General features: G+C 42.7%; 17 protein-coding genes and 1 tRNA gene. 17 read left to right on the top strand and 1 reads right to left on the bottom strand.

The genetic code is table 11. The features are described 5' to 3' along the window. Window positions 1-147 precede the first annotated feature (147 nt). The 5 genes from ACN0QW_RS14160 to ACN0QW_RS14140 all read left to right on the top strand — a co-directional run bounded on the left by ACN0QW_RS14160 (window position 148) and on the right by ACN0QW_RS14140 (window position 6140). Window positions 148-224 (top strand) — tRNA-Met (locus ACN0QW_RS14160). A gap of 230 nt (window positions 225-454) precedes the next feature. Further along, complete coding sequence (locus ACN0QW_RS14155; RefSeq protein WP_417432251.1) at window positions 455-1453, top strand: helix-turn-helix transcriptional regulator; 999 nt, start codon at window positions 455-457, stop codon at window positions 1451-1453. 133 nt (window positions 1454-1586) lie between these two features. Next, complete coding sequence (locus ACN0QW_RS14150; protein ID WP_417432250.1) at window positions 1587-3599, top strand: TonB-dependent receptor; 2013 nt, start codon at window positions 1587-1589, stop codon at window positions 3597-3599. An 11-nt stretch (window positions 3600-3610) separates the two neighbouring features. Next, window positions 3611-4795, top strand: coding sequence for a serine hydrolase domain-containing protein (locus ACN0QW_RS14145; RefSeq protein ID WP_417432249.1), 1185 nt, complete (start codon window positions 3611-3613; stop codon window positions 4793-4795). Window positions 4796-4868: 73 nt separating this feature from the next. Beyond that, window positions 4869-6140, top strand: a complete 1272-nt coding sequence (locus ACN0QW_RS14140; RefSeq protein ID WP_417432248.1) for an MFS transporter — start codon at window positions 4869-4871, stop codon at window positions 6138-6140. Window positions 6141-6235: 95 nt separating this feature from the next. Here the strand turns inward: ACN0QW_RS14140 and ACN0QW_RS14135 are convergent, their stop codons facing one another. Then, window positions 6236-6952 carry a glycosyltransferase domain-containing protein gene (locus ACN0QW_RS14135; protein WP_417432247.1) on the bottom strand — a complete coding sequence of 239 codons (717 nt, stop codon included), beginning with the start codon at window positions 6950-6952 and terminating at the stop codon, window positions 6236-6238. Between the two features lie 130 nt (window positions 6953-7082). Here ACN0QW_RS14135 and asnB point away from each other — a divergent pair, with 130 nt between their 5' ends. The 12 genes from asnB (at window position 7083) to ACN0QW_RS14075 (ending at window position 18907) form a co-directional block, all read left to right on the top strand. Beyond that, the gene (asnB, locus tag ACN0QW_RS14130) at window positions 7083-9020 is read left to right on the top strand and encodes an asparagine synthase (glutamine-hydrolyzing) (protein WP_417432246.1); all 1938 of its coding nucleotides are present in this window, start codon (window positions 7083-7085) and stop codon (window positions 9018-9020) included. A gap of 96 nt (window positions 9021-9116) precedes the next feature. Then, window positions 9117-10049 (top strand): Gfo/Idh/MocA family oxidoreductase, encoded by a 933-nt coding sequence (locus ACN0QW_RS14125; RefSeq protein ID WP_417432245.1) that lies wholly within the window; start codon window positions 9117-9119, stop codon window positions 10047-10049. A gap of 229 nt (window positions 10050-10278) precedes the next feature. Then, the gene (locus ACN0QW_RS14120) at window positions 10279-10896 is read left to right on the top strand and encodes a winged helix-turn-helix transcriptional regulator (RefSeq protein ID WP_417432244.1); all 618 of its coding nucleotides are present in this window, start codon (window positions 10279-10281) and stop codon (window positions 10894-10896) included. Continuing rightward, window positions 10893-11402, top strand: a complete 510-nt coding sequence (nusG, locus tag ACN0QW_RS14115; RefSeq protein ID WP_417432243.1) for a transcription termination/antitermination protein NusG — start codon at window positions 10893-10895, stop codon at window positions 11400-11402. Before ACN0QW_RS14120 ends, nusG begins: the two co-directional genes overlap by 4 nt. A 269-nt stretch (window positions 11403-11671) precedes the next feature. Beyond that, the gene (locus ACN0QW_RS14110) at window positions 11672-12181 is read left to right on the top strand and encodes an acyltransferase (RefSeq protein WP_417432242.1); all 510 of its coding nucleotides are present in this window, start codon (window positions 11672-11674) and stop codon (window positions 12179-12181) included. A 5-nt stretch (window positions 12182-12186) separates the two neighbouring features. Then, window positions 12187-13314 carry a DegT/DnrJ/EryC1/StrS family aminotransferase gene (locus ACN0QW_RS14105; protein ID WP_417432241.1) on the top strand — a complete coding sequence of 376 codons (1128 nt, stop codon included), beginning with the start codon at window positions 12187-12189 and terminating at the stop codon, window positions 13312-13314. Further along, window positions 13311-13853 carry an acyltransferase gene (locus tag ACN0QW_RS14100; protein ID WP_417432240.1) on the top strand — a complete coding sequence of 181 codons (543 nt, stop codon included), beginning with the start codon at window positions 13311-13313 and terminating at the stop codon, window positions 13851-13853. The genes ACN0QW_RS14105 and ACN0QW_RS14100 overlap by 4 nt, the downstream gene beginning before the upstream one ends. Before the next feature lie 8 nt (window positions 13854-13861). Further along, entirely contained in the window at window positions 13862-14842 is a 981-nt protein-coding gene (locus ACN0QW_RS14095) for a Gfo/Idh/MocA family oxidoreductase (protein ID WP_417432239.1), read from the top strand. A gap of 12 nt (window positions 14843-14854) precedes the next feature. Next, window positions 14855-15823, top strand: coding sequence for an NAD-dependent epimerase/dehydratase family protein (locus tag ACN0QW_RS14090; RefSeq protein WP_417432238.1), 969 nt, complete (start codon window positions 14855-14857; stop codon window positions 15821-15823). Then, entirely contained in the window at window positions 15823-16932 is a 1110-nt protein-coding gene (locus ACN0QW_RS14085) for a DegT/DnrJ/EryC1/StrS family aminotransferase (RefSeq protein WP_417432237.1), read from the top strand. The genes ACN0QW_RS14090 and ACN0QW_RS14085 overlap by 1 nt, the downstream gene beginning before the upstream one ends. After that, window positions 16929-18107 carry a class I SAM-dependent methyltransferase gene (locus ACN0QW_RS14080; RefSeq protein ID WP_417432236.1) on the top strand — a complete coding sequence of 393 codons (1179 nt, stop codon included), beginning with the start codon at window positions 16929-16931 and terminating at the stop codon, window positions 18105-18107. Before ACN0QW_RS14085 ends, ACN0QW_RS14080 begins: the two co-directional genes overlap by 4 nt. Further along, the gene (locus tag ACN0QW_RS14075) at window positions 18101-18907 is read left to right on the top strand and encodes a phytanoyl-CoA dioxygenase family protein (protein WP_417432235.1); all 807 of its coding nucleotides are present in this window, start codon (window positions 18101-18103) and stop codon (window positions 18905-18907) included. The genes ACN0QW_RS14080 and ACN0QW_RS14075 overlap by 7 nt, the downstream gene beginning before the upstream one ends. Window positions 18908-18931 lie beyond the last annotated feature (24 nt).

Raw genomic sequence — 18931 nt, 5'->3', positions numbered from 1 at the left:
GTTTGTAGATGTGGGAATTCGAAACTCAAAACCCCGAGCGAAGTGAGGCAAGGACAAATGTCCGCCCGCAGCAAAGCGAGGAAGCGAGAACGGAGTTCGAAGCATCACAAAAGGGACTTAGTTTCCTTACTCACTAAATCACCCTAACGCGGGGTGGAGCAGCCCGGTAGCTCGTCAGGCTCATAACCTGAAGGTCGTAGGTTCAAATCCTACCCCCGCAACCACCGAAGTAATGAAAAGCCTCTAGTCAGTAATGACTGGGGGCTTTTTTGTGTTCAAGGCTGCTTGAGAGGGCGATAAGTTAGTGTGAAAACAGTAAATAGCGAAGCTGAGTAAGTTCTCGAAGTCGCCTTATCCATGGCAAACAAGCATCAATATGTTGCAAGTGATAACTATTCGCATTAAGTTGATTTTTGATAATTAGAATCAAAAAAGCAGCTATATAGGCCTGATAATGCAGTTTAGTGATCGCGAGTATAGCGTTGAGGATTTGCGTATTTTTAGTGAACACTTAAAGCTTAATGTTGAAGATCTGACAATAACCAAATCGGATAAAACAGTTGATCTTGAAACTGGCCTGATAAATGGATGTTTTCGGGAAAGCAAAATTTTACCTGGTTTAACAGTCTGTACATTAAAGGGGGCGATTCTTGGCGAATATAATGTTGAAGCAACAAATCCACTGGGGTTAAGCCTTTATATTGGATTTGAGGGGAGTGGTCATACAAAACAAGGTGAAAACACTATTGAGCATAAAACAGCGCCTAATATTTATTATCTGTTCCACGAGAGCCTTTTAACAATCAAGCAGGTATCTTTTCCTGGAAACATTGAAACTGTTGTTATTCATTTTGCTTTAGATGAATTAAAGTTATTTATCGAAGAATACTGCCTAAATAATCGGGAAAAGGACCGTTTAAATACTTATCTTCTAGCTGGTCGAGATTACAAGGTTTGGTGTCCAAATCCTTCAATAATCGAGGCTTTAAAAGGGCTAGTATGTACCGAGTTGACTGGAATAAACCTAAGGCTACATTTTATTCAAGTGGTGGTTGAGGTCTTAAAATCTTTTTTCACACACTTATTGCAAAGGAATAAAATACTACCGGAAGAGCAGGTGGTTCTGGCTAAAGATGTTCGGCATATTGATAAGGCAGTCGAATTTATTAAGAGTAATATGGGGAGGAAGCTAACTCTTCAGGCCATTGCAGATGAAGTCGGTTGTAGTAAGAAGCATTTGAAATTGAATTTTCCAAAAATTTGCGGTTATCCACCAGCTCATTATGTTCTGCGTACACGAATGGAAGTTGCTAAAAATATGCTCAGGTCAGGGCGAGCAACTATTCAGCAAACAGCTGCACACGTTGGGTATGCAAATCAAGCCAGCTTTACGACAGCTTTTAGAAAATATCATAAAATCACGCCGAGTGAAGCAACATCGGCTGCTCTTTAGCTCTCCGTAAGCCCCCAGGACCTCTTTGCGATAATAAAAGAACTAAATGGGAAAACAACATCAATTGAGCACTCATAAATAATCCTTCAAAACATCCAACGGTTGTTTCGTACACTGTTGGAATGTAGATATCATGTTAAATTGTTATAAAAAAACTTTGTTATCTAGCTGCATAATCTGTAGCGCGTTTGTCTTAATTAATGTCCCTAGAAATGGTGCTTTTGCTGAAGGAGGTAAGACAGATGAAGAGAGTAAGATTCAGCTTGAGCCTGTGTATGTAACAGCACAAAAACGGGACGAAATTGAGCAAGAAGTTCCCATTAGTATGGAAGTTTTTACAGCAGATGAACTTGAAAAACAAAATTTAACATCCGTATTTGATATTATTCAAAAAACACCAAATTTGTCTGTTCGAACTGGGGCAAACGGTGGAGATAGTCAAATTACAATCAGGGGGCTTGGCGCTCAACTTCCTTACGTAGATAGCTCTGTTCCTGTTTTTGTTGATGGGGTGGCGATACCTGCAAGCCAAGCTATGATGCTTTTGAAAAATGCAGATCGGGTCGAAGTCTTAAGGGGGCCTCAGAGTACCCTCTTTGGCCATAATGCGATAGCTGGTGCCATCAATATTGAAACCAAATTACCAAGTGATGAATTTGAAGGGCAAATCCAAGGTGGTGTAGGAACCCGTGATCACTACCAAGGGGATTTATACCTTTCTGGCCCGATTATGGATAAAAAGCTTTATGGATCATTAACAATGTCTGGTACGACAGGCGACGGTTTTGTTAAGAATCTTTCAAATGATAAAAATGCAGATAAATATGACACTAAGTATATGCAGGGGAAGTTGCGTGCCCTACCTAATGACAACTTAGAACTTAGACTTAATCTGGACTTATCTGACCGCAACGGTCCCGCACGCTATTGGACAGATAGACCTAATTATACGGTTACAAGCACAGATAATCTGAAAGAGGAAACTCACTCACGGGGAGGGTCCTTTGATGTGATCTATGATTTTGATGAAGCCGAGCTTCGTAGTTTAACAAACATGCGCCAAACCAAAATTGATTCCCTATTTGCCTGGCCTTACAAAATAGATAGCAAAGAAGAAATTTATAGTCAGGAAATCAGGCTTTCTTCTGTAGATGAGGATAGTCCATTATCGTGGCTTGCAGCGGCTTATGTATCTCATGAACGAAATAACGTTAATCAAGATATTCCCGCTTATCCTGCTATTTACGATACCGACTTAAAAACTCAAAATTATGCGATGTATGGGAATTTAGGTTATGACGTAACAGACCGTTGGAATATTAATGTGGGCACTCGATTTACCCGTGTGGATCGAAAGGCTGATCAGCTATTTTCTTTTGGTGGTACCTCAACAACGTTGGATTACGATGAAACCTTTTATGGTTTTACGCCTAAAGTTAGTACTACTTATGCACTTACACCCTCTACAAATATTTATGGTTCGATTGCTTCAGGATTTAAACCTGGAACAGTTAACTTTGCAGCTTCTAATGCGTCTAATCAGAAAGTAGATAGTGAAAAGAGTATTAATTATGAGATCGGAGCTAAAGGCCGTTTAGCAAATGACAGGATCTCTTATGGTGCTGCGGTGTTTTATACAGACTTCTCGAATTATCAAGCCTATGACACCTTACTCAATGCAATCAATATAAAACGAGCCTATTCACGTGGTATGGAAGCTAACCTTTCAGCCCTACTGACAGATGAGTGGCAGATCGGGGGGAGTGTTGGATATCTAGATACGGAGATAACCAAAAGTAAGGATCAGTCATACGAAGGAAATAACTTCGCAATTAGTCCGGAATTAACGGCACGGATTTCAACCACATATGAGAAGGATTTGGGGCAGGATCTTACTGGTTATATTACGGCTGATATTACTTACCAATCTGAAACTGATTATAATTTAGCAAATGATGATAAAATTGAGGGTGATGCATACGCGCTTTTAAATGCTTCTATTGGTATCGACTACCAGAATTTAAGCCTGGCGCTTCACGGCAAAAACCTTACGGATAAAAAATACGCGGCTGAAATTTCCACAGAAAAATTTTGGACCCCAGGTGCTAGACGATCCGTTCTAGCGACACTTGCTGTTAAATTTTAAGGCTGTGTATCGTGGATGAATTGTTTAGTCCTGCTCAGGGTAAAGAGCCCTGGGCAGAGGAGAAGTTCTTTCCTTTAAGAGACGCTTTTTTACGTCTATTTGAGCAGGGTGAAGAAATTGGGGCTGGCCTTTGTGTTTATGTGAAAGGGGAAAAAGTTTTAGATTATTGGGCTGGATATGCGGACCTTTTACAAAATAGCTTATGGCAACATGATACTGTTGTAAGTACCTTTTCTGCATCTAAAGCGATGGTCGCAGTTTGTTTACTTCACCTTATTGATAGAGGTTTTGCAGAACTGGATGAGCCTGTTGTTACCTATTGGCCAGAATTTTCCCACAAAGAAAGCGGTTTAAAATCAAACGTTACGATAAGGGATGTCTTACAACATCGATCAGGCTTGCCGGTACTCAGGGCAAATAGACCGGGTGACGTCTATCATTGGGACCGCATGGTTGGTGCTATTGAAAAATCCGATCTTATTTGGCCGACAGATACTGAAACGGCGTATCACGCAATTACTTTTGGGCACATCGTTGGAGAAATCATACGGAAAATCAGCGGGATGATGCCTTCTGAATATTTCGATAAACATTTCGCGAAGCCATACGATGCAGATTATGCTTTGAAGCTACTGCCGTCCATGAAAGATCGAGTTGCCGTATGTACGGGGTACGGGAGGGGCGTGCAAATATTCTTAAGCATTGCAGCCCGGGTTATGCCATGGCTTGGTGGGTGGAAAAGGCTTTATTTCAAACCTTGTGATGGAAATTACCATCCGAATAGCGATGCTTGGCGAGAGTGTGAAGCACCAGCAATTTCAGGGTTTGGTACCGCGAGGGGCTTGGCAAAAATATATAGTATTATTGGGCAGCAAGATCCGATGCTGTTTTCTTCTGAGCTAATAAAGGAGTTGATGTCGACACCTGAAACTCAGTTAGATCAAGCGACAAACTCATTCGTACGAATTGGGCTTGGGGTCTTTTTTACGGATGATAATTTAGCCCCCTTTGGGCCAACGAGAAATAGTTTTGGTCATGCGGGGATGGGTGGAAGTTTAGGGTTTGTGGACCCGGAAAATCAGGTAGCTTTTTCCTTTGTTCATAATAAGCTCCACCAAAAATCAAAACAGGATCCATCATTGATGGGGAATTCATCTAAGAAATTGATCGACATAGCGTATTCTTGTTTGAGGTAACAGATACCCTAATTTTTTTATAAAAAACTCTCTTAGTTAATTGTCGTTTCTCTTAAAATGAAAAGTATTCTTTATGTCGGCTTGTATTTCTAAAGAAAAAATATTGTTACTTGGAGGACTGTATTGTTCTCAGTTTCTTGCTATATCGTTCATATTTACCGCTTTACCAGCAATACTTCGTAGCGAAGGTGCGGATTTAAATTCTATAGCTTGGTTATATAGCTTTGGGTTGATTTGGTCGATAAAGCTTTTATGGGCACCTATTGTTGATGCTTATGGATCTCGTAAATTCGGTCATTATCGTAGTTGGATTTTAATCTTACAGCCGCTTATGGTTTTTTCGATCTTACTCGGTGCTATTTTTCCCGTACCTGAAAGTCTGGGCATGCTCGGGGTGGCTCTAGGTTTTTTAAGTATTTGTTCCGCCACTCAAGATATTGCTGTCGACGCGCTGGCAGTTAAATCTTTATCCAAAGATGAAAGAGGACTTGGTAACTCAATCCAAACAACAGGTGGCTTTATTGGATCTATAATTGGCGGCGGTTTTGTTTTGTTGGCTTATGATTGGTTAGGCTGGAAGGGAAGTATGTTTCTTTTAGCTCTAATGACGACAATCCCGCTGTTCATGATAAGCAGGTACAAGGAACAGGGAATGCCATCTGTTCACGGTTCAGTACTGCCTCACCTATATAGCTCTAATTCTATAGCTCGAACAACAGGCAGGAGGGGATATCTCCGAGCTTTAGAGTTTTTGACAAAAAGAGAGAATTTGAGCTGGATTCTTACATTAATAGCCTTCAGCATAAGTATTAGTGCGGTTGCCACCCTTCTTACGCCAATGTTGGTTGATTTTGGTTGGTCGCTACAACATATCGGCATAGCTACCAATATAATTGGTCCTATATCGGGGGTGCTTGGAGCATTTTCTGCAGGCAGTATCTTGCTTCGGATGTTTAAGCGAAAAACATCGATACTGATATGTGGTTTGTTTATGGTGGTGGCGATAGCAACTTTACTTCTGCCTGCTGGGGGGTATTCATCCTCGTTTATCATCTATGGTGTGATAATATGCATATACTTTGGCTATGGAATGATGGTTACAGTTTTTTACACTGTGATGATGGATAAAAGCCGTCATATTTCAGCAGGAACAGATTATACCGTTCAATATTCTTGTTTCTCCATTACCGGCTACATATCGGCAATGGTTATGATGTCGATAGCTAGTGATTATGGTTATTCTATTGCGCTATATTGCGCCTTAAGCACAGGTATGATGAGTATTTTTCTTGTAATTATATTAAGTAACTCATCATTTACCTCTAGAGAAATTGTCTCTCCCTGAAGTAAATAGGTAGCTCCTTTTTTATTCAAACTTCTTACTTTAATCTGGTCTCGGCAACCAATAAAAACGGAAGATGAAAATCAACGTTAAGTGAGTTAATCTAATCTCTTTTTAATTGAATTAGTTAATCTTTGTAAAAATGATCTGTAATGAGCTTTTTTACGAAAATAATTATGCTTAAGATCTTGAGACATCAACGTTGGCCAAAGATTTTTTTTCCAACTAACATAAGGCAAGCTGAGCTGGTCGCGTTTACTGTGCTGCAGTAATTCAGTCCACCATTGTTCGTGTAGATCGCTGATATTGCTTTGATTATGACGGCGTAATAAAAAGTTATTTTCAATAAGCTGTGACGGATTGGGGAGCCCTTGGTCGAGATAGAAATTTTTTTGTTTTTCAAAAGTACTTGCTAGATCCATTCCTAAAGCCGAGCATTCTGTAAATTCATCATAAATGTTATCCCTAAAAGGATGATATGCAGCGCCAAAATCTGGCCAGGACAATTCATCAAGCAGCTTTGTCGGGTTGTTTATAAGTCGAGCATTGCCATCAATATATACCGAATATTCATATTCGGATAAAAAACGATGTGGTAATAATTTGGGCATTCTTGAATAGCGTGTGTTATCAATACCAGGGTTTTCAAACGGGATTATTTTCCAGTTTGATAGCCCAAGTTTTGTTCTCCAGCCAAGTGATTTTTGGTCGGTGAAGCACACATAATCCCAACCAGCGTATTTAGGTTGTTCGATAAGATTGTCGTAACCACCTACAATAGTAGTGTAGATCACATTTTTTTTTGATGTATTCAAAACAATTTTCCTGTTTCTGACAATCTTTGGACAGCGCACTAGAGTATAATTCTATATTGCTCTGGACAAGCTAGCTTTGTCCTATAAAACGAATTGGCATAGCATTTGTTAAAAAAGCAGAGGGGCTAAAATGTGTGGGTATGTAGGTGTGATACAAAAGAAAATTCATCAAAGCTATGATGAACTTTCTAATCGTCTTCGTGCCAGTGCAGAAAGGATTAGTCATCGAGGGCCCGATGATGCTCATGAATGGGTTTCAAAAGACGGGCATATAGGATTTGGTTTTCGTAGGTTATCTATTCGAGACTTAAGCGAGGCGGGTCGTCAACCGATGCACTCGCACTGTGCTCGTTTTACGATGGTCTTTAATGGTGAGATATATAATCATCTGGATATTCGTAAGAAGCTTGAGGGTATTTCCAGTCAAAGGTGGCTAGGGCATTCTGATAGTGAAACATTGCTTGCTGCTATTTCGTGTTGGGGACTGGAAAAAACATTAACTCTGTTAGATGGAATGTTTGCAATTGCTTTGTGGGATAGGTCAGAGCAAAAGCTTTTTTTGGTTCGTGACCGTTTTGGAGAAAAGCCACTTTATTATACTCAACAAAACGACATGCTCTATTTTGCATCTGAGCTTAAAGGATTACCAGATCTTGGTGCTTCATTCGGCGACATAGATCAAGAAGCTCTGCAAACGTATTTTCGTTTGAGGTATGTTCCTGCTCCCCGGACAATTTATGAAAATATAAAAAAAGTATTGCCAGGGGAAATTGTTATTTATTCACTGGCTGGTAATCACAATCTTTCATACAGGAAGTATTGGGATACAGCTTTAGAAGCACAGAAATCTGTAAATAAAGGCTACACAGGAAGCCGTGAAGAAGCTTTAAACGATATTGATAGTCTCTTAAATCAATTGGTCGATAGACGTCTGGCTTCGGATACACCAATAGGTACTTTTCTTTCTGGGGGGATTGATTCTTCGCTTGTAACTGCTTTAGCGCAAAATCAATCATATGATGCCATCAAGACCTATACGATACGTTTTGAAGATGAGCGTTATAATGAGGCAGATGAGGCTTTAAAAGTGGCTAACCATCTGGGAACAGACCACACAGAAATGTCTGTTTCTGAAGGTGATGCGCTAAAGTTAATTGGTAATATTCGAGAAGTATATGACGAGCCTTTCGCAGATCCATCACAAATTCCGACAATGTTGCTCTGTCAGCTTGCACGCCAACATGTGACAGTTGCTATTTCTGGGGATGGAGGGGATGAGTTTTTCGGGGGTTATTCGCGATATTTGCAAATAGAAAACGATTGGAATGATCGAAAACACCACATGCAAAATGAAAATATTGCTCGATTACTCGCGGGTCTTCCGTGGCATGTTATTGACAAAGGGGCGGGTATTTTTAGAAAAAAACCAAGCCGTTTCGGCCCAAAAGTCAAAAAATCATTGATCAAATCCTGTGCGAATTCTTTGGGAGCTTTTTCAGAGCATTATTCAGGGTTTTGGCGAGATGGTCTTCCTCTGAAAAATGTGTCGTTGGCAAATAATTGGAATTTTGGACGAACGTGGCCTATGGATGAAGAGCAGATGGACAGCTTTGGAGTTCTAAAGTCCTTGATGGTTTCGGATAGTATGGTTTATTTACCTGATGATTTGATGGTGAAAGTTGATCGGGCAAGTATGGCGGCTTCTTTGGAGGTCAGAACGCCATTTTTAAATCAGGATCTGGCAAAACTTTGTTGGTCTCTTCCAACGAGGTGGCACGTTAATCAGAGAGATGGCCTAAAACAACTGCTTAGAGAAACGTTGTATAAATACGTTCCTCAAAAGTTGGTGGATAGGCCGAAGAAGGGTTTCGATGTACCAATCCGGGATTGGTTAAGGGGAGAGTTAAAATCTTGGGGGGCAGAGTTGGTTAATAGCACAAATGCTGAAGTCTGCGAATTATTGGATATGGACCTTATTCAACAAAGCTGGCGTGAACATCAAAAGGGAGCCAACAGAGAAGGGGACCTTTGGCCTGCTTTGATGTTTTTAGCATGGAAGGTTACGTAGGAAGTTGAAGGGAATGGGGATTCCAAGAGTTTGAGTTGCCTTTCGTGGTACGTGTTTTATAAGTGTTGAAAATTAAATCAGTTTGGAATGAAGAAAATGAAGCGTTTTGCATTGATGGGGGCTGCTGGTTACATTGCACCACGCCATATGAAAGCAATTAAAGAGACGGGTAATGACCTAATTGCTGCCTTTGATCCAAATGATTCAGTTGGCATTATGGATAGTTATTTTCCTGAAGCCCGTTTTTTTACAGAATTTGAACGCTTTGACCGCCATGTAGATAAAAAATCCAGAGAAGGTACGCCGCTGGATTATATTAGTATCTGCTCACCAAATTATCTGCACGATGCTCACTGCCGATATGTTTTACGGTCAGGGGCAACGCCTATATGTGAAAAACCTCTTGTGTTAAATCCATGGAATATTGATGGTCTGGAGGAAATTGAAAAAGATACTGGAAACCGAATTTACTCTATACTTCAGCTGCGACACCACCCGGCAATTTTGGCTTTAAAGAAGAAGGTTGCCGAAAATCCTGAGAAAATCCATGATCTCGATTTAACATATATTACCTCTCGAGGGCGTTGGTATCATGTGTCTTGGAAAGGAGACGTATCAAAGTCTGGTGGAGTTGCCACAAATATTGGTGTTCATTTTTTTGATATGCTGGGTTTTATCTTTGGGGGACTAAAAGAAAATGTCGTTCACCAGCGTACAGATGAAACAGCGGCCGGGTATTTAGAGTTCGAACGAGCTCGAGTACGTTGGTTTCTGTCCGTTTCAAGTGAGTATTTACCTGATTCAGTTAAGGGTAAACAAACGACTTATCGTTCCATTGCCATGGATGGTGAGGAAATCGAATTTTCTGGTGGATTTACTGATCTGCACACAGAGAGCTACCGCGCAATTATTGCTGGGCAAGGGTATGGATTGGCTGATGTGCGACCATCCATTGAAATCGTATCCAGAATAAATCATATGGATATCTCGCAAATAAAAGGTGAACAGCACCCGTTTATCCAAAGATAAATAATTTTGGCGGCGTTTTAGTTGCAATATGATTGTTTCAGTCGTTGCTTCGGTAAAGGCGGTCCTTGATCTTGAAGGTGCACTTATTGTGCAGTAAGTGCAAAAAACGGTATGATTAATAAGGTTGTGTGGGGGAGTTGTCTTTTTTTATGATTTAAGGTATTCAGTAATTGAACGTGAGGTTTGATTTACCAGAAATAATTTACATGCGATAGATCTGGGGTATTCTGTGTCAAAAGATCAAATATTATATCAGCTACTTAGTGAAATAGAGAGAAATCCCTCGATTTCACAAAAGGATTTGTCTCGAGAAGTTGGTATATCTGTTGGGATGGTTAATTGGCACGTGAAGCGTTTTGTCGCAAAGGGGTTGGTTAAGCTTCAGGAAGCTCCACTCAGAAGATACTTGTATTACCTTACTCCTGAAGGGTTTTCTGAAAAAGCAAAGCTTACAGCGGATTTTTTACATGCATCATTTGATGCTTTTCGGCAAGGGAGAGAGCAATATTCTGCACTTCTCGATCTTTGTTCTGTTAATGGCTGGCAAAATATTGTTTTGCTGGGGAATACGGAATTAACTGAACTCGCTGTTCTGGTCTCGCATCAGTTTCCTAAAATAAACCTAGTGGCTGTAATCGGACGAAGTGGCACGCGATCTTCACCTCATGGGTTAGTGTTAGTGTCAGGACCTCAAGAAGCTGTTGAGCTAACTCCAATCCTAAAGGTTGATGCTGTCGTCTCTTGCCAATTTAATACTTCGTTGTTGGTGGGGGGGGAGATAGATCGAATTTTGTCTGAATTGCACCTAGATCGGTCGAGATTTTTAATTCCGGGATTCTTGCAATGAAGATGGCGACCGGTCACTGGATTGTTGCAAATACGAAAGCAAACTGTGAGTTATTTGCTGTCGACCAGGTGCAGCAGCAGGGATTTGATGCTTATTGTCCTACTTTTGAAGCTATGGTCAGGCATGCACGTAAAAATTCTGTGCGTAAAAAGCCCTTGTTTCCAAGCTACATATTTATCCGGCTAACTGACTTTGCTGTTGGTTGGCGCCCTTTGATGTCGACGAGGGGGGTTAAATCCTTACTGATGCAAAATGGTAAATTAAGTGTTTTGCCCGAAGGCTTTGTTTCGGATTTATTTGATAGCGAGGGGCGAGGTGAACTTTTGTTGCAAGTTCAATCGATGCTTTCAAGGGGCGACAAGGTTGAAGTAACCGATGGGGTCTTTGGTGGGCTTTCTGCTGAAGTTGTGAGGGTGCCAGAGAAAGAAAGAATATGGCTGCTTCTTGATATTTTGGGGCGCAGCGTGCGGGTTTCGCAAGATGTTGCGAAAGTAAGGCTTGCATAACAAAAAATTTGCATTCAATTTATGAATGTGATGCGATAATTTGTTTTGTTTTGGATTGGTGATTTTTTTCACCCGTTCTGCGGTAGCCGTGGCACCTGCATTTGATGTATTGTATTCGTAAGGTGGGGAGTTAGCATTAACATTCTCTTGCTTGCGGAAGGTGCTGGTGAATATCGAGTGTTATTATAAGATGAATGGATAGATTGTTGCGATTTGACGAAGTATTTATTCATGAGAGCTCTTACGTTGATGATAACGTGGAGATTAGTGTGGGAACAAAGGTCTGGCACTTTTCCCATATCCTTGGGAATGTGAGTATTGGAAGTAATTGCTCTATTGGTCAGAACGTAATGATTGGCCCGGATGTTAAGGTTGGTAATAATTGTAAAATTCAGAATAATGTTAGTTTGTATAAGGGTCTTGTTCTTGAAGATGGTGTTTTCTGCGGGCCAAGTAGTGTGTTTACGAATGTCAATAATCCGCGTGCAGAAATAGAACGTAAGGACGAGTTCCGCAAAACGATTATCAGGCAAGGGGCAACAATTGGGGCGAATGCCACAATCGTCTGTGGGCACGAGCTTGGGGCGTATTGTTTTATTGCTGCTGGCGCTGTTGTTACCGAGGATGTCCCTGCCTTTGCCTTGATGGCCGGGGTTCCTGCCCGTAGAATTGGGTGGATGAGCAAAGCAGGTGTGAAGTTAAAGGCTGATATGGTGTGTCCTATCGATGGTTTGAAATACAAGCTGACAGCAAATAAATTTTTGGAAGTGATATCTTAAAAGAAATGACTGATTTCTCTATTCCCTTTATCGACCTTAAAGCCCAACAAGCTCTCATTCGGGACAAAGTGGAGGCGGCTATAGCGCGTGTGCTTGACCATGGTGCATATATTATGGGGCCGGAAGTCGCCGAATTTGAGAGGCAGTTAGCCTGTTTTGCCGGGGCTAAGCACGTAATTAGCTGTGCAAATGGCACGGACGCATTGCACCTTGTTCTTATGTGTGAAGAGGTTGGGCCCGGTGATGCGGTGTTTGTGCCGTCCTTCACTTTCGTTGCGACTGGAGAGGCGCCATTGCTTGTCGGAGCAACACCGGTTTTTGTCGATGTGTGTGAAGATAGTTACAACATGGACCCGGAGAGTTTGAAATTGGCAATTGTTTCTGCCAAAAAGGCTGGGTTGATACCAAAGGTTGTAATCCCTGTCGATCTCTTTGGACAGCCTGCAGACTATCCAGCATTGAACATAATAGCCAAAGAGAACAACATGGTTGTTGTCGCTGATGCTGCGCAAGGGTTTGGTGGCTCTTTGCATGGCAAACGCGTTGGTACTTTGGGGGATTACACTACGACGAGCTTCTTTCCTGCCAAGCCTTTGGGCTGCTATGGCGACGGTGGAGCAATATTAACAGATGATGTGAATAAAGCTGAAGTCCTGAAGTCAATACGTATCCACGGCCAAGGGGCCGACAAGTACGACAATGTAAGGTTGGGGGTGAATAGCCGTTTGGATAGTTTTCAAGCTGCTGTTCTTATCGAGAAGCTTGCGATTTTCGATGATGAGCTTAAATCCCGGGATCAAATTGCAAGACGTTACAATGCCGGTCTCAAAGGACATGTTGGCATTCCAGAGCTTATAGCTGGCGGATTTTCTGCCTGGGCGCAGTATACGGTGAGAGTCAATGAGCGTGAACAGGTTGTTGAGCGGCTGAAAGAGATGGGTGTTCCGACAGCGATCTACTATCCGCGTCCTCTTCACATGCAGGCTCCCTATCGTAGTTGCCCGTTACCGACAGGTAGGTTGCCAGTCACAGAATTTCTGGCGTCCGAAGTTCTAAGCTTACCAATGCATCCTTATCTGGATGAGGAAAGACAGAACAGAATCATTGCTTGCATGAGAGCTGCTGTTGCATGACGCGAAAAACTTACATTGACCCTACCTCAGTCGTCCATGAAGGGGCATCCATCGGCGATGGCACTATGGTGTGGAACTGGACCAAGGTGCGCGATGGAGCTGCCATCGGAAAAGACTGCAACATTGGACAATGTGCATACATCGACACAGGAGTAACACTCGGCGATGAATGTAAGGTGCAAAACGGTGTGTCCATATATCAGGGCGTAACAATTGGCAACCAAGTTTTTGTGGGTCCAAATGTTACCTTTACAAATGACCGCTACCCACGCGCTCACTCGACTGACTGGAAGATTGTTCCTACAGTCATCAAGGATGGTGTTTCCATTGGAGCAAATGCAACAATTGTATGTGGAGTGACGCTTGGTGAGAACAGTATGGTTGCGGCTGGTGCCGTGGTGACGCGCGATGCGCCTCCACATGCGCTTGTCATAGGGCAGCCTGCTCGCGTGGTGGATTATGTGACTGTTTCGGGGGAGCGCCTGTACCACGACATGCATGGGGCAGCGCCAACCGACGAACAATTGAAAGAGTGTTAGTAGGCGAGATGGCCGAAGAAAAAAGACGTATCCGTGTAGCCGTTGTTGGTGCAGGTATGATGGGACACCATCACCTACGCATTTATGATAACCTCAAAGGTGTGGATCTTGTTGGCTTGGTTGAGCGGGATCAGGAGAGGGCACTGCATGCAGCGAACCAATATGGCATCGAGGTTTTTGGTGGGGTCGAGGATCTTGTCGGTAAAGTAGACGCTGCGAGTATCGCTTCGCCTTCAATCACGCACGGTGAGATCGGTGTGTTTTTGTTGGGTAATGGTATTCACTGCCTGATTGAAAAGCCGTTGGCGGTGACTGAACTGCAATGCCTTTCCTTGATTGAGACGGCCAAGATTGCTGGTGTACAGTTAATGGTCGGGCATGTTGAGCGCTTTAATCCAGCTGTTCGGCAGCTTGCGGCAATTCTTGCGGAAGGACATCAGGTACATGCTGTCGATGTTCGTCGATTGAGCTCTGCGAGTGGCCGTATCACGGATGTAGATGTGGTCGCTGATCTGATGGTTCATGATCTGGATATTGTGCTCTCACTAGTGCAAAGACCTATCGTGGAATTGACTGCAAAAGCAGTTTCAACCTCAGGAAGGGGAGGGGATTATGTTACCGCTCTTTTATCTTTTGATGGAGGTGTGCTCGGGACTGTGACGGCAAGTCGAATTACTCAGAATAAGGTGCGTGAACTTTCTGTTACAACAGATCTTGGCTTGATTCAAATTGATTACAGCGCACAAACGTTGAATATTTTTCGTCAAGGAGATACAGCCGTTAAGCGGATGCCTGGGGATTTTGGCAGCTACCATCTCGATATTATGATGGAGCGAGCACTGGTGCGAAATTCAGAGCCTTTGGTACTTGAGTTGCAACATTTTGTTGATTGTGCTCGTTCTGGAGAGAAACCACTGGTCTCAGGCGAGGATGCTTTGGAAGCTTTACGCCTAGTATGGCGTATCCAGAATAGTTACAGTCAGGTTTAATAGGAGGAAGTAATGCGCTTTAAGGGTAAAAGTTGTGTTGTTACTGGTGGCGCAGGTTTCATTGGAGGGCATTTGGTTGATGCGTTATTGGCGGAAGGAGCCTCCAGAGTTGCTGTTGTCGACAACTTCTTTTTGGGAAAAGAAGAAACTCTCTCTTCTGCAAAGCTAGGTTATGGCGACAAATTACGGATTTATCGCGAGAATGCTGGCGACTATTCGGCCGTGCGTGCGGTGATCAATGCAGAGCAGCCTGACATTGTTTTTAACCTGGCTACTAAGGCTTTGCTATACTCGTTTTTCAACCCGCCAGGGGCTTGCAAGGTGAATTTGGATATTGCACTCGCTTTGGGTGAATTGTTACGAGAGGAAACCTACGGTAAGTTGGTGCATCTTTCGAGCTCTGAGGTCTATGGAACTGCGCAGTCCGTGCCAATGGATGAGTACCACCCTCTGCTTGCAGAGACCTCATATGCTGCTGGTAAGGCTGCTGGTGATTTGTTGCTGGCTTCCTACGTTAAGATGTTCGATCTCGATATCACCACGATCCGTCCATTTAATAATTACGGTCCCAGGCAAAATGATGGTCAACTCGCAGCGGTGGTTCCTTTAACCATGAAGCGTGTTTTGGCAGGAGAAGCGCCTGTCTTGTCTGGTGATGGCCTTCAGACAAGAGATTTTATCTTCGTGTGTGATACCATTGAGGCAATTTTAAAGTTGGCTATTGCTGATGGATTGAAGGGACGGGTTCTGAATTTGGGTAGTGGTAGAGAAACGCCGATTAAAACAATTGTTGAGACGCTATGCCAAATTATGAGTTTTTCTGGATCCATCCAGTATGTACCTGAACGTAAAGCCGATGTGATACGTCACTGTGCTGATGTGACACAAGCAACTTCGCTAATCGGAGAGGTTGCCCCGACTTCATTGGAAGAAGGTCTACGCCAGACTGTCGAATGGTATTTGACCAAGGATGAAACATAATGATACCGTTAACAAAACCTGATATCCATTTTGATGAAGTGGCTGAAGATATACGGGCTATTCTTGATTCAGGGTGGCTGACAAATGGTCGATATGTTCGCCTCTTTGAAGAGATATTTGCTGAATATGTTGGGGTTGATTATGCTATCTCAACGACTTCCGCAACGACTGCATTACACTTAGCATTGGAGGCTTCAGGCGTCGGTTCGGATGATGAGGTTTTGGTTTCCGATTTCACTTTTCCTGCAAGTGGGAATTCTATTGTACAGGCCGGTGCTAAACCTGTTTTAGTGGATTGCGAGCCAGGTAAATTCACGTTTTCCGTTGATGATGCAGTCAAGAAAATTACAACTAAAACTAAGGCAATCATGCCGGTAGATCCTTTTGGCCAACCTGCGAATATGAAAGCCATCTGCTGCTTAGCAGAAGAGTATGGTTTGGTCGTGATTGAGGATGCAGCCTGTGCAGTTGGTGCAGAGGGTGATGGTAAGCGTTCTGGCGCTTGGCCTGGAGTGGGCTGTTTTAGCTTTCATCCACGCAAGGTGATCACTACTGGTGAAGGCGGTATGATTACTACTGACGATGCGGGGATCGCAGAAAGAGCACGCCGATTACGGAGCCATGGTGGTAATCCCGGAGTAACAGGGATGACTTTTGTGAAGAATGGTTATAATTATCGAATGAGTGAGATACAAGCTGCTCTTGGCCTGGCGCAAATGAAGAAGCTCGATTTTATGCTCGAAAAGCGCCGCCATATATCTGCGGCATATTCTAAACAACTTTCAGAAATAGGTGGTGTAAGCTTCCCATTGGATTCTGAGGGAAGGATGGGAACGTTTCAGTCATACGTTGTTCTCTTGGATGATGACGTAGACCGTGATGAATTGGTCGTGCGATTGAGGGGGGAGGGTATTGAGACAACCCTCGGAACCTATGCAATGCATGCACAAGCAGCATTTTCTCGATTTGGTTATATAGTTGGCGATTTGCCCAACAGTTTGCGGGCACAAAATCAATCTCTCTCGCTTCCGATATATACTGAAATGACAGACGAAGATATTGCGGCCGTTGCAGATTGTGTCGCAATAGCAATTAGGGAGTTAAGATGAGCGGCGTTAGTTTTGATCCTAGTTGTTGTGATTTATGTGATTCGGCAGAAGCACAAGTGGTCGTTGATTGGAGGGCGCCATCAATAATGTCGGATGGTCACGTAATTGAAGCCGATCTCCGGCGAGTGCAGTGTAGCTGTTGCGGCCTTATTCGAAATGCTAGCCATTTTAGTGCTGAAGATTGTACAAGCTATTATAAAAATGACTATTCTCTTGGGAAGAAAGCTAAGGAAGAAGAGCCTATCCTGTTTTCCAGAGGTGGGGCGTTTAAACGAAGTAAAATAATCGGAGAATGGATAAGTGAAGCATTAGTTGATTTTTCTGTGACTCAAGGCTGTAAAGTACTTGAGGTAGGTTGTGGTGAAGGTGCATTAATGTCAGAGCTTAAGGAGTCTTGGCGCGTAGTGGATTTTCACGGAATTGACCTAAGTGAATCTGCTGTATCCATTGCGATTGATAAAGGGTTAGCGGTTGAGTGTTATGATATAGATGCTCAGAGCGGGGTTTTTGACTTGATATACAGTGTCGCGGTTATTGAGCACACGCCTTCTCCCTCTAGTTTTTTACAATCTATGTCAGAGCGTTTAAAGCAAAATGGGCGGATTGTTGTTATTGCGCCTTGTCAAGATCATGGAAATCGAGATTTTCTTTTCTGGGATCATCTTTATCTCTTTCATAGTGATCATATTATTTGTTTTGCGGAGAAAGCTGGTCTGAAGCTGAGCTACTGTGATACCACTCATCCGATGTTGTCCGGGTTTGCTATGCTGGTGTTTGAAAAAGAAGAGCAACCGGATAAGGGGCCTGTTGTTTATATCCCTCAAGATATAACTGTCAGCGTAAATTGGTGGAGATCTTGTTTTTTTGAACTGGATATTTGGCTTAAAAAATGCCAGAACTGTAAGTTGTTTGTTTATGGGGTAGGGGAAGCTTATGAAATTATCAGTGGATATAGCTCCTTAAAAAAATCACAAATTTATTGTGGTTTTGATGATAACCCCAAGAGGGCGTCTTTTGTTGCTGACTTTTCGGTGTATCAGCCAGATCTAGGTATCGTGTCAAGCGTAGACGCCGGTGCATTGCTTATTACTTTTAATCCAAATGATGACTTGTTGTTTGAGGTGGAGAAGCTCGGGATACCAGTTTTTGCGCTAGGTAAGGGGGAGATATGTTAAAACGATTTAGCGTTACAGATGACTTTACACGTGATTACTTGGAATATGGGTGTGTGATCTTAACAGATCTTTTTGATCCAGATGAAGTAAAGGCAATACAAGATGAAATTTTAGAGATCTTTGCTATCCGTTTTTCTTCAATCGGTATTGATAAGCCTGATCCTTTATCTTTGGTTAAAGAGCATTATGATGATGCAAAAGAAGCTTGGCGCGAATGTGCTAAATGGATGCAAAATAGTATCCTGCTCAGTCGTGCTGCCTCTAAGAAAAAATTAACTAATGTACTGAGTACTGTTGGATTAGCTAAATCAATGATCTCGCCTCTTCCCGAGGTTCGTATTGATATGCCAGATGATGATAATTATCGACAGCCTTGGCATCAAGATTGGCGAACTGGGCAAGGGAGTTTGAACTCGCTTACAATTTGGCTACCTTTACATAATGTTGATGCCAAATGTGGCGCGATTAGCGCAATTCCTTCGTCCCACTTATGGGGGCTATGTGAGACTGAAGTTCAGTATAATCCTCGCCGTTTTATCTCAGTTGATGCCCGAATAGAGAAAGAGATGTCATTCGTTGCTGAATTGCAACGCGGAGAGTGTCTTTTATTTTCGCAAATGCTTGTGCATGGAAGTGGTTTTAATCGTTCGGGCGAACCGCGTATGACGTGTCAGTTACGCTATTCGGATTTATCGGAAGCCGCATTCTTGGAAAATGGTTTGCAAATTGCTCAGAGTGATGAGTTGATTTGGAGTAATCCGCCGACGGGAGAAAAAATGCGAATGGTGTATAGTCAGTAATTGTTGCGTACGAGGCGGTTTCAA

This window comes from Kiloniella sp. (assembly GCF_048259265.1).
Taxonomy (GTDB): domain Bacteria; phylum Pseudomonadota; class Alphaproteobacteria; order Kiloniellales; family Kiloniellaceae; genus Kiloniella.
This window is presented reverse-complemented; position numbering and strand designations above follow the sequence as displayed.

Bases quoted from the DNA above. Each gene is read 5' to 3' on its own strand.
- ACN0QW_RS14155 (WP_417432251.1), top strand. From the start codon at position 455: ATGCAGTTTAGTGATCGCGAGTATAGCGTTGAGGATTTGCGTATTTTT.
- ACN0QW_RS14150 (WP_417432250.1), top strand. From the start codon at position 1,587: ATGTTAAATTGTTATAAAAAAACTTTGTTATCTAGCTGCATAATCTGT.
- ACN0QW_RS14140 (WP_417432248.1), top strand. From the start codon at position 4,869: ATGTCGGCTTGTATTTCTAAAGAAAAAATATTGTTACTTGGAGGACTG.
- asnB (WP_417432246.1), top strand. From the start codon at position 7,083: ATGTGTGGGTATGTAGGTGTGATACAAAAGAAAATTCATCAAAGCTAT.
- ACN0QW_RS14125 (WP_417432245.1), top strand. From the start codon at position 9,117: ATGAAGCGTTTTGCATTGATGGGGGCTGCTGGTTACATTGCACCACGC.
- nusG (WP_417432243.1), top strand. From the start codon at position 10,893: ATGAAGATGGCGACCGGTCACTGGATTGTTGCAAATACGAAAGCAAAC.
- ACN0QW_RS14105 (WP_417432241.1), top strand. From the start codon at position 12,187: ATGACTGATTTCTCTATTCCCTTTATCGACCTTAAAGCCCAACAAGCT.
- ACN0QW_RS14100 (WP_417432240.1), top strand. From the start codon at position 13,311: ATGACGCGAAAAACTTACATTGACCCTACCTCAGTCGTCCATGAAGGG.
- ACN0QW_RS14095 (WP_417432239.1), top strand. From the start codon at position 13,862: ATGGCCGAAGAAAAAAGACGTATCCGTGTAGCCGTTGTTGGTGCAGGT.
- ACN0QW_RS14090 (WP_417432238.1), top strand. From the start codon at position 14,855: ATGCGCTTTAAGGGTAAAAGTTGTGTTGTTACTGGTGGCGCAGGTTTC.
- ACN0QW_RS14085 (WP_417432237.1), top strand. From the start codon at position 15,823: ATGATACCGTTAACAAAACCTGATATCCATTTTGATGAAGTGGCTGAA.
- ACN0QW_RS14080 (WP_417432236.1), top strand. From the start codon at position 16,929: ATGAGCGGCGTTAGTTTTGATCCTAGTTGTTGTGATTTATGTGATTCG.
- ACN0QW_RS14075 (WP_417432235.1), top strand. From the start codon at position 18,101: ATGTTAAAACGATTTAGCGTTACAGATGACTTTACACGTGATTACTTG.